The organism is Microcoleus sp. Pol7_A1 (assembly GCF_036701085.1).
Classification (GTDB): Bacteria; Cyanobacteriota; Cyanobacteriia; order Cyanobacteriales; family Microcoleaceae; genus Microcoleus; species Microcoleus asticus.
The window spans coordinates 64,784-74,921 of the sequence record NZ_JAUBQD010000037.1 but is presented as its reverse complement, the minus strand read 5'-3'; the positions used below and the strand labels follow the sequence as shown (position 1 = coordinate 74,921).

General features: G+C 47.1%; 8 protein-coding genes and 1 pseudogene. 5 read left to right on the top strand and 4 right to left on the bottom strand.

What is annotated here, in order from left to right; genetic code table 11:
- Together QUA20_RS20185 and QUA20_RS20180 are read right to left on the bottom strand one after the other, a co-directional pair.
- Window positions 1-291: pseudogene (locus tag QUA20_RS20185) on the bottom strand (hypothetical protein); the annotation flags it as partial.
- Between the two features lie 65 nt (window positions 292-356).
- Window positions 357-3,191: a TonB-dependent siderophore receptor gene (locus tag QUA20_RS20180; RefSeq protein WP_333190837.1), complete on the bottom strand. Its 2,835-nt coding sequence runs from the start codon at window positions 3,189-3,191 to the stop codon at window positions 357-359.
- Between the two features lie 665 nt (window positions 3,192-3,856).
- Between QUA20_RS20180 and glgP the strand changes: the two genes are divergently transcribed.
- Entirely contained in the window at window positions 3,857-6,415 is a 2,559-nt protein-coding gene (gene glgP, locus QUA20_RS20175) for an alpha-glucan family phosphorylase (RefSeq protein WP_172188861.1), read from the top strand.
- An 81-nt stretch (window positions 6,416-6,496) separates the two neighbouring features.
- Here glgP and QUA20_RS20170 read toward each other — a convergent pair whose 3' ends face one another.
- A complete protein-coding gene (locus tag QUA20_RS20170) occupies window positions 6,497-7,255 on the bottom strand; it encodes a DUF429 domain-containing protein (RefSeq protein ID WP_333190836.1) in 759 nt (252 codons plus the stop codon).
- Window positions 7,256-7,364: 109 nt separating this feature from the next.
- The gene (locus QUA20_RS20165) at window positions 7,365-7,550 is read right to left on the bottom strand and encodes a ribbon-helix-helix domain-containing protein (protein WP_333190835.1); all 186 of its coding nucleotides are present in this window, start codon (window positions 7,548-7,550) and stop codon (window positions 7,365-7,367) included.
- Between the two features lie 213 nt (window positions 7,551-7,763).
- Between QUA20_RS20165 and QUA20_RS20160 the strand changes: the two genes are divergently transcribed.
- From QUA20_RS20160 to QUA20_RS20145, 4 genes are all read left to right on the top strand, one after another.
- Window positions 7,764-8,246, top strand: coding sequence for a hypothetical protein (locus tag QUA20_RS20160; RefSeq protein WP_333190834.1), 483 nt, complete (start codon window positions 7,764-7,766; stop codon window positions 8,244-8,246).
- A gap of 160 nt (window positions 8,247-8,406) precedes the next feature.
- Window positions 8,407-8,985, top strand: a complete 579-nt coding sequence (locus QUA20_RS20155) for a hypothetical protein (RefSeq protein ID WP_333190833.1) — start codon at window positions 8,407-8,409, stop codon at window positions 8,983-8,985.
- Window positions 8,985-9,371 (top strand): type II toxin-antitoxin system VapC family toxin, encoded by a 387-nt coding sequence (locus tag QUA20_RS20150; protein WP_333190832.1) that lies wholly within the window; start codon window positions 8,985-8,987, stop codon window positions 9,369-9,371. The genes QUA20_RS20155 and QUA20_RS20150 overlap by 1 nt, the downstream gene beginning before the upstream one ends.
- 3 nt (window positions 9,372-9,374) lie before the next feature.
- On the top strand, window positions 9,375-10,138 hold a 764-nt coding region (locus QUA20_RS20145), incomplete at its 3' end, for a tetratricopeptide repeat protein (RefSeq protein WP_333190831.1).

Sequence of the window (10,138 nt, the reverse complement as noted above, 5' to 3'; positions counted from 1 at the left end):
GCGCGGATCTTTGACAGAGTTCTGGTGTTCTGTGTTGAGATTAAACACGCCATTAAATCCTAAGTAAGGGACTTTATAAGCATTCATCGAGATAACTTGAGTGGCTCCAGGTGATGGAGGCGTAGTTTTGGGGGGCGCTGCCTGAGCAGTCTTTTGAGATCGACTTGCAATGTTTTCTGAGGCTGGTTTCGCGTCAGGTTGACTGACTTGCGGTGCATCTGATAGGGGTTGACAAGCGATCGTTGCTACCCCAGTTAGAATGAGAATTGGATTAAGTTGAAATCGTTTCATGGTGGAGTCTCCTGGTAGAAAAATTTAGAACGCGATCGAGTCGTTGTCAAGTCGCAAAATAACTATCACAACTGCACGGTAAATGAAGCAATTACTGTCAATGGTTCACCAGGCTTATTGCCAGAAGCTCTGCTACCCGTGACAGATTCAATGTAGTTGACATTGAACAGGTTTTTGATATTTATGGCAGCTCGCCAATTATCGCGCTGATAAAAAACAGCAGCATTGGGGAGGAAATAACTATCCGCTTGAAAGCTGTTAGCTAAATCCCCTTGTCTCTCGCCAACAAAGTTGAACCCAAGCCCAAAACCTAAACCCTGCAACTCGCCGCTTTGAATTTCATAAGTTGTCCACAGACTACCGCTATGTTTGGGAACATTAAACAATCTGTTGCCCACCAACTCGCGGTCTGTATCTGCTGTAACTTCAGCGTCCGTATAGGCGTAAGCTGCAATCATATTCCACCCCGGCAAAATTTGTCCCGAAATATCGAGTTCAACACCACGACTTTGCTGTTCCCCAGAGGCAATTGAGAATAAAGAATTATTCGGATCTGTGACAGCAACGTTCTGTTTTTTAATGTCAAAGTATGCCACTGTAGCCCCCAGCCTTCTGTCGAGCAACTCAGCTTTGACACCGACTTCGTAACCCGAGCCGGTTTCGGGTTCGATCAGACCGCCCCCGGCTGTTGTTGCCGAACCTGGATTAAAAGAGCGCGAATAACTCGCATAAAGAGAAACTTCTGGAATGGGTTGATAAACAATCCCTGCACGGGGGGAAAAATCATCGTAATTTTGAGTTGTTTCGCTTGCATCTGGGTTGGAAGTACCCGGAATAACTCGGTTTTTTTGCTCTGCGGTGTCATAGCGAAGACCTGCTAGCAGCTTTAAATTATCGAAGATTGAAATTTGATCTTGCACGTAGAATCCATATCTGCTTGTCTCTACATCATTTCCTCCAAAATCAGGTAGGGCATCTTCATCTGGCTTGAGAACTTTTCTGTAAACCGGATTGAAAATATTGAGGGTTTGCGGTGTGACAAAATCACCGACTGCGACAAGTCTTTCATCGTTGTAGCTGATGTCTGCACCGAATATGAGTGTGTGTTCGACTGAACCTGTAGCAAACTCACCGACGATGTTTGTTTGGAGGGCGTAGTTTTTATCTTGGCCGTCTTGAGAAGCAAAGAAGCGATTAACTTCAGCAGTTTCTTCATCAAAGAAAATTGGCAGAGCGACTACATTGAAATCGAAGTTGTAGGATGAATAGCGAAAGGCATTTCTTAGCTTCCAGTTGTCACTGAAACGGTACTCGAAATTGTAGCCAATATTAAAGTATTGAGCGTCTACTCTATCATCGGGTTCGCCGGCAACACGATCGCGCGGAACCTCAACAACTCGATTGCCAACAACAGGCAGTCCATCATCGGCAGCCCGCTTATCATCGGTGTATTCAAGAGAAACTGTCAAGTCGGCGCGATCGCTTATTTTCCAAGCAAGCGTCGGACCAATAAAGAACCGCTGATTGTCTTGGTCGTAGTCCACAAAATTCTCACTTGTTCGGTACAATCCGTTCAGGCGGTAAAGCAGGCTGCGATCTGAGGTTAAAGGGCCGGAAATGTCAAAGCGGGGTCGGATAAAACTCTGGTTTCCAAGTTGCAGTTCAGCTTCGTAGAAAGGTTCTGATAACGGTTGTTTGGATACTAAGTTAATTAAACCCCCTGGCTGAATTTCTCCGTACAAAATTGAAGCTGGCCCTTTCAGAACTTCAACGCGATCGAGGTTGGCGACTTCTGGAAAAGTTTCAAACAAACCGTAACGCCTAAACCCATCTCGCAAGATAGGGGCATTGTCAAAACCCCGAAGGCCGAAGCTGCCACCCCGTCCTGTAGAATCTCCGCCCACTGTGACACCGCTAACGTTGCGGAGTGCCTCATCTAAGCGGGTGACTTGTTGATCTTCTATCACTTCTTGAGGGACAACTTGGATCGACTGAGGAATGTCTCGAGTTGGCGTGTCGGTTCTCGTCGCAGTGGAAGCAATGGGAGCTCGATAGGGAGTTTGCTGACCGGCGGTGACGGTAATTTGAATTTGTTTTGTGCTGACACTCAAAACTAAACCGCTATCGCTTCTGACTGCACCTGCTGTTGGCAAATTTTCTTGCCCTGTAATAATAATGCGGATACTAACGGCATCAACAGCAGTCACCGCGACTGAATTAATCCCCTCAAATGGATTCTCGGCATTAAATTCTCCACCCCCTGGTAGGGCTAGTTGAGCATTGGCAATCTCAGCGATCAGGGTTTTTCCCTCTGCCCTAGTATTCGCTTGCAGCACTTGCCCCTCTGCTGTTTCTAAAATGACTTCTAAACCTGCCGGAGTTGAGTTTAGTCGCACTCCTGTTACTTGTACGACTGATTGAGAGATTTGCATTCCTGAAGAGAAGGTAAAACTTGGTTGCTGGCGCGGCAATAATCCCTCTAAACTGGTGCTGGGTTGTTCTATTTCGCCGACTTTATGAATAGATGTCGTCGGTATTGATAGCGCAGCAGCTACTGGTGGAGGATTCGGGATAGAGGTAGAGCGATCGTCGGAGTTGGAAATATTTTGCGTCAACTCGGGCTTGGGTTGGCGTGAGTCGTCTGCCGCAGTTTGCTTTGTTTCAAGCTTCTGACTTTTAATCAACGACTTCACCTGAATGGGAAGTTCTGGCTGTAACCGAGTTGCGATCGCGGGCTGTTGTTGAGGCAATTCATCTGATTCACGATGAATCTCGATCGGCGCAGGTGCGATCGAGCGTTCAAATTCTGTTAAGTCCTCTTTAGCAGCCTCAGCCGCCACTGAAGGCGCAATACCAACACTCAGCAGTGCAACGCACCCCAATGATAAATACAGTTTCATCTTCACACCACAACATCGGTAATATTTTGGGGCTGCTACGCAATTCGTAAGGGTGGCGGTCAACAACCCAGCACTTTATCACTAATCATTTGCAGTAACTCGCTCAAAATATAATAAGTATGGTGTCAATGTCAAGTAAAATTTTCACTTATTTATTAATAAAATTTTTCATTTATTAGTAAAATGCGCCGGAGGGTCTCACAGGCCGATCGGGTGGCCGGCCGTTGATGTCAACAAACACGTTACATCTCCAGTCCGGCCTGTGAGACCCTCGGGCCCTCCGGCCTGTGAGGACTAAAGCGAAAACTTGAGCTATAAGCTTCGGACTTAAGTCTAAGAGCGGACTGGAGGCTTAAGTTGAGATTTAGGCTCGACCTAATCAAGAACTAATCTTAATAAGCTCTGACAACAGCCTGAGAAGAACTTATTAAGAAGGAAGATCGGGCGATCGCGTTACTGCTCGCTCGGCCTGGACTGAACCGAGAAACCAGATCCACAAGTGCGGCAAGTCGTTTTAAGGGAGATCGAACTCAGCATTAGCCGCCGAAGTTAAGGTAACAGTCGATCGCCCCCCGCGGCTTAAAACTTAAAATAGTGTGCAGAATCACGGACTTGCAGCTAAAGACAGAGGAAAATAGCGCTACTCCAACATAAAAGCTTTGTCTATGCAGCCAATTCGCACATTTAACGTTTCCCCCTCGCTACCGACAATTCTCGAACCCCTGCGCAAGCTTGCCTACAATTTGCACTGGGACTGGAACGTCGATACCAAAGACCTCTTCCGCCGCCTCGATCGAGATCTGTGGGACTCCAGCAACCAAAACCCGGTGCTGATGCTCGGAACCATATCTCAAGAGCGACTGCAAGAAATGGCAGAAGACGAAGGCTTCATCGCCCAAATGAACCGAGCCGCCCAGCAGTTAGACGATTACCTCAAAAATCGCGCCTGGTACCGCAAACAGCGCGGCACCGAGCTGCAGGAATGCTATGCTTACTTTTCGATGGAATTCGGCTTAGTTAAAGCCCTGCCCATATATTCCGGCGGTTTGGGCGTGCTCGCGGGCGACCACCTCAAATCAGCTAGCGATTTGGGCTTGCCCTTAGTCGGCGTTGGCTTGCTTTACCAAGAAGGTTATTTTTCGCAGTATCTCAACGCCGACGGCTGGCAGCAAGAACGCTATCCGCTCAACGATTTCTACAATATGCCGCTGCACCCAGAACGCAATCCCGACGGTTCGGAATTGCGGATTGAGGTGGACTATCCCGGCCGCAAGGTGTATGCCCGAATTTGGCGGGTACAAGTGGGAACGGTTCCTTTGTACCTGATGGATACAAATATTGAACCTAACAGCCGCTACGACCAAGATATTACCGACCAACTGTATGGCGGTGATAAAACTCTGCGGATGCACCAAGAAATCATGCTGGGCATCGGCGGCGTGAAAATGCTCAAGGCATTGGGGCTGACAGTTACTGCTTATCACATGAATGAAGGCCACGCGGCTTTCATGGCTTTGGAACGCATTCGGATGCTGATGGAGGAATATCACCTGAGTTTCGTGGAAGCGGAACAGGTGGTGGTTTCGAGCAGTATGTTTACGACTCACACGCCTGTACCTGCTGGGTTTGACTTGTTCGAGCCGGATATGGTGATGCACTATCTCGATCAATATCCCAAGATTTTTGGCTTGTCGCAAGATGAGTTTCTGGGATTGGGCCGCGAGAATACTCGCGATTTGTCCGGGCCTCTGAATATGGCTATTTTGGCTATTAAAATGTCAAGTTTTGTCAACGGGGTGGCGGCTTTGCACGGTGTGGTGTCGCGCCCGATGTTTCAGGGATTGTGGCCGGGTTTGCCGCAGGAAGAAGTGCCGATTACTTCGATTACCAACGGGGTTCACGCTCGCAGTTGTGTGGCGAAGTCTACTCAGGAGTTGTACGATCGATACCTCGGCCCGGATTGGGAAATGACTCGCAAGGACGATCGACTCTGGGACAGGCTGTCGTCGATTCCTGATGAGGAATTGTGGCGGAATCACGAACGCTGTCGATCGGAGTTGGTGGTGTTCGCACGGGAGTGGCTGCAAAAGACTTTGCGCGAGCGCGGTGCGGCCCAAACGGAAATCGAGCGGGCGCGGGAGGCTCTCAATCCCAAGGTGCTGACGATCGGGTTTGCCCGCCGCTTTGCTACTTACAAGCGGGCTACACTGTTTTTGCGCGATGTCGAGCGAATTATGCGGATCATGCGGGACAGCAACCGTCCCGTGCAGTTTGTGATTGCTGGGAAGGCTCACCCGATGGATATTCCGGGTAAGGAATTGATTCGGGATATCGTTCACTTCATCCGCGAGCACGACACGATGAGCTCGATGGTCTTTTTGCCGAACTACGACATTAACGTCGCTCGGATGATGGTGTCTGGCTGCGATGTGTGGCTGAATACGCCGCGCCGCCCCCGGGAAGCTTCCGGGACTTCGGGGATGAAAGCTTCGATGAACGGTTTACCGAATCTGAGCATCCTCGACGGATGGTGGGATGAGGCTGATTATGTTCGTACCGGTTGGCCGATCGGACATGGCGAGTTTTACGAAGATACTAAGTATCAGGATGAGGTCGAGGCGAATGCTTTGTACGACTTGATGGAAAAGGAAGTTGTACCGCTGTTTTACAACCGGGATGATGATGGAATTCCCCGCGGTTGGACGGCGAAAATGAAGGATTCGATTCGCTTGAACTGTCCTTTCTTCAATACTGCTCGGATGGTTAAGGATTACGCGCGGCGGGCATATTTCCCGGTGAGCGATCGATTCCACACCATGACTTCGGATAATTGCGCTCCCGCCAAGGAGTTGTCTCACTGGAAGAAGCACATTCTCGCGAAGTGGAAGGATATTAAAATTGAGGCTGTTGATATTTCCCAGGATAAGGAAGTTAAGGTCAATCAGTCGATCGCTGTTAAATCTCGGATTAATCTGATGGGATTGACGCCTGCGGACGTGCAAGTCGAACTTTATCAAGGTTCGGTTGATGCTAACGGAAATATCATCGGTGGCGTGCCGGTGGTGATGGAGTATTTGGGAGAAGATTCTCACAATACTAGCCTTTATACGGCTGACATTACTTATACTTCTAGCGGCTTGCAAGGTTTGTCGTTGCGGGTTTTGCCGAAGCACGACAATCTCAGCAGTCCTTATGAAGCTGGCGTGATTCTCTGGGCACATTAGTCAGTTGACTGTTGACTGTTGACTGTTGACTGTTGACTGTTGACTGTTGTCATGCCCTATTCTGTCATTCTTCCTCTCGTGTTATCGAAGTTGGGGAACGACGATGTAGCCGGTTGTGCGATCGCCCAAAACCAAATTCCGCTCGATTCCCCAGTACCACCAGTGCGCGCCTATATAAGCGCACAGCAAGGCATCTAGCTTGTCTTCTAAGGCTTTGAGGGTTGCAACACTGGTGGGGATTTCTAAAGGAATTAAACCGCCAAGGCTCACAGGCATCTTGCCTGTGCCACAAGAAAGATTTAGAGAGGGTTCAAGGCTCGGTAAAATATCTATAATATACTGGCAGAGTTTCATCAATTCTAGTTGACGTTCTGCCAGTTTTCCTTTTTTGTATTTGATGATTTTGTCTAATTTAAATAAGTTTATTGTGGCTGGATGGGGATAGACTTCTATTTGATATCTGCCTAATTTTTGAGCTTCTATTATCGGTGCGTGGACAAATCCTCTGGCTTCTAAACTGAGGCCGAATTCGATTGTTTTTTGGGCGAAGGGGCGGGAAAGATTGGCGGGATAGCAGCCGGCGTGGTAGCGCCCGAAGTGTTTGTGGGTGAGTTTGTCTGCTTCGCGCATTCCCGCAGGATTAGGGATGATTGTGGGGGCGTCTACTGCGATTATTGCTGGTTCGGTTGGGGAGACTTGGGTATCGATCCAGGTGAGAATGTCGTTCAGGGATTGTTGGCGATCGCACTCTATTAATTCTAATTGGTTATTTTGCCAATTCAAACAGCACAATCCGCTTGCTCCTGAACTCCAACCTAAATCGATTCCGATAAATTTCATATAGTTCTGGACGCACGGGTGGTCAGAAACCGGGTTTTTTTGCGAAATACTTAGTTACAGACAGCAAAAACCGCAAAAAACCCGGTTTCTTTGGCTTTGATGCGTCCACTCAACTCTTCTCCTGCTTCTCATCCGATGGCGGGGGTTGTTGTTTCATTTCCTTTTGGTGTTCTCTGGCTGCTTGCTCCAAAATGAATGCTGACAAGCTGCTGACTGAACGGCGTTCTTGACTTGCCCACTCTTCAAGGATGTCATAGATTCCATCGGCTAAATAGGTCGCTAAGCGTTTGGTCATCAGAGATTCATTATTTTTTAGTATAAGCCGATCGTAATTGTGCTGTATCTAGACCATCCTGTCGAGTTTGGCTCATTTAAAGCATTTATGTGTGCTATATCTATGCTATAGTTTCAAAAAGTCAAAAGCCAGCGCTGAACTTCCTACGGCCCGCGCTGGCTGATGGTTCCCCAAATACAAGGAGACAATCCACATAATAAGGAGACTATTACTATGGTAAAGCCTGTGAGCGACGGCAGCGAATATACCCGCGGCTATCAACAAGCTGTGAATGATTTTGGCATAACGCAACTGCTGTCGGGTATCCGCAGCTACTCTGATGAAGACTTTGATGCCGATCGCGCGCGCATGACTGGGCCAGAGATCGAAAGCTTTGCGGTGTTTCTGATTCTGCGCGTCGGGGCGAATCTCAAAGGAAGTACGATCGCCGGCTACCTCAACACTCTCAGAAAAGCCAATTCTCCGACGATCGCCGATCGCCCCGCGATCGAACTCAACCCAAATCCGCGAGGAAAAACACCTGAAAAGTCAAACGGGGGCGATCGCACTTCTTGGGCGATCGTCCGAATTTTACCGAATGCTGAGCACTATACAATTGCGCGTTTTGTCAACCGCCAAGATGCGGACGATCGGCGGAGGGCTTTGTGTCGGTTTATTCCAGGGGGTGTGTTTGAAGTTGTGTGCGATCGGGCTTAATTAAAAAACACAAATCCCGTAGTCCGTCGGGGGTTTTAACCCCCGCCGGACTGTTGCAACAAATGTAAAATATCAGTTGGAATGAACTTTTGCTAAAAGCTCGATCGCTTCAATACCGCTTGTACTACAATTAAAATCTATACTCTCTTTACTAAAACCGATGGAAACCATCAATCTTAAAGAAGAAGTCCGCAGCTTAATCGATCAACTGCCTGAAAACTTTACCTGGTCTGACCTGATATCTGCAATTTATCTCAGGCAAGCGATGAAATCCGAACCTATCCAACTTAAAGGCATACAACAAGGTAAAAACATCCAACTGTCAGATTTGGATCTCATGCAAGTGTTGAAATCCGATTATCTCAGGCAAGTGTTGAAATCCGAACCTATCCAACTTAAAGGCATAAAACAAGGTAAAAACATCCAACTGTCAGAAAAATTCAACATTCCTGATGGCTCCGAAGTTCTGATTGAAGTGCGGGAAGTTTCGCCTGTCAACCCTGAGGATAAACTGAAAAGAATGAAAGAGTTTCTGACAGCTTGGTTAGATGAAGACAGAGAGGAACGGAAAAAAATTAAAATTAGAGAATTCTTTGAAAGCGATCGCACAAGCAAGAGAAAATCATCGGTGATGCCTCCTAAAAAGCGCCGTGCACCACTGTTTGGCAGCGATCGCGATTTAATTTCAATATCTGACGGTTTTGACGAGCCATTAGAAGATTTCAAGGATTATATGTAATGAAACTTCTGTTAGATACTCATACCTTAATTTGGTTTTTTGCAGGCGATTCTCAACTTAGTGCCACTGCACGGATTATAATTGAGGACGAAGATAATAATAAACTGGTCAGTATACCAAGTATTTGGGAGATGGCAATTAAGGAAAGTAAAGGGCTGCTGAATTTGAGTGTGCCTTTTCAGGAGTATATCGGGCAAAAACTCAGTTTAGAAGACTTTAATCTCCTGAATATCAATTTAGATCATCTGAATGCGATCGTGACCATGCCTTTTCATCATAAAGATCCGTTCGATCGCTTGCTCATTGCACAATCAATGGTGGAAGGGATACCGATATTAAGTAAAGATTCTGCGTTTGATGCCTATTCTATTAATCGACTTTGGTAAATTATGAAAATGATGAAACAAATTATTAGCAGTGTTTGGGTTTTGGGTGTGTGTCTGACTCCTCTGACTGTGCCGCTGATGGTGCAACCGAGTTGGGCCCAAAGTCAAAATTCACAGCTTGAAAAATTAAACCAACTCATAGAGCAAGCAATACAACAGGGACAGCAAGGACAAGAAGCGCGACAGGCAATAGAAACATGGCAGCAAATTCTAGCCATTGCGCGACAATTGAAAGAGAAAAAAAGTGAAGCACTAGCACTCAATTATATTGGTCTTAACTACGACAGCCTTTCCCAACCGCAAGAAGCATTGAAATACTATAACCAAGCTTTACCAATTATGCGGTCAGTGGGCGATCGCAGGGGGGAAGCTGCTACTTTGAATAATATTGGTGCAGCGTACAACAGCATCTCCCAACCGCAAGAAGCATTGAAATACTTTAACCAAGCTTTACCAATTACGCAGTCAGCGGGCGATCGCAAGGGGGAAGCTGCTACTTTGAGTAATATTGGTTTAGCCTACAACAGCATTTCCCAACCGCAAGAAGCATTGAAATACTTTAACCAAGCTTTACCAATTCTGCGGCAAGTGGGCAATCGCAGGGTGGAAGCTACTACTTTGAATAATATTGCTTTAGCGTACGACAGCATTTCCCAACCGCAAGAAGCATTGAAATACTTTAACCAAGCTTTACCAATTCTGCGACAATTGGGCGATCGCAGGGTGGAAGCTACTACTTTGAATAATATTGGTTTAGCGTACGACAA

What these genes read in the sequence shown, in the direction of transcription:
- QUA20_RS20180 (WP_333190837.1), bottom strand. Translation starts at nt 3,191, where the DNA reads ATGAAACTGTATTTATCATTGGGGTGCGTTGCACTGCTGAGTGTTGGT.
- QUA20_RS20155 (WP_333190833.1), top strand. Translation starts at nt 8,407, where the DNA reads ATGGAAACCATCAATCTTAAAGAAGAAGTCCGCAGCTTAATCGATCAA.
- QUA20_RS20170 (WP_333190836.1), bottom strand. Translation starts at nt 7,255, where the DNA reads ATGAAATTTATCGGAATCGATTTAGGTTGGAGTTCAGGAGCAAGCGGA.
- glgP (WP_172188861.1), top strand. Translation starts at nt 3,857, where the DNA reads ATGCAGCCAATTCGCACATTTAACGTTTCCCCCTCGCTACCGACAATT.
- QUA20_RS20165 (WP_333190835.1), bottom strand. Translation starts at nt 7,550, where the DNA reads ATGACCAAACGCTTAGCGACCTATTTAGCCGATGGAATCTATGACATC.
- QUA20_RS20160 (WP_333190834.1), top strand. Translation starts at nt 7,764, where the DNA reads ATGGTAAAGCCTGTGAGCGACGGCAGCGAATATACCCGCGGCTATCAA.
- QUA20_RS20150 (WP_333190832.1), top strand. Translation starts at nt 8,985, where the DNA reads ATGAAACTTCTGTTAGATACTCATACCTTAATTTGGTTTTTTGCAGGC.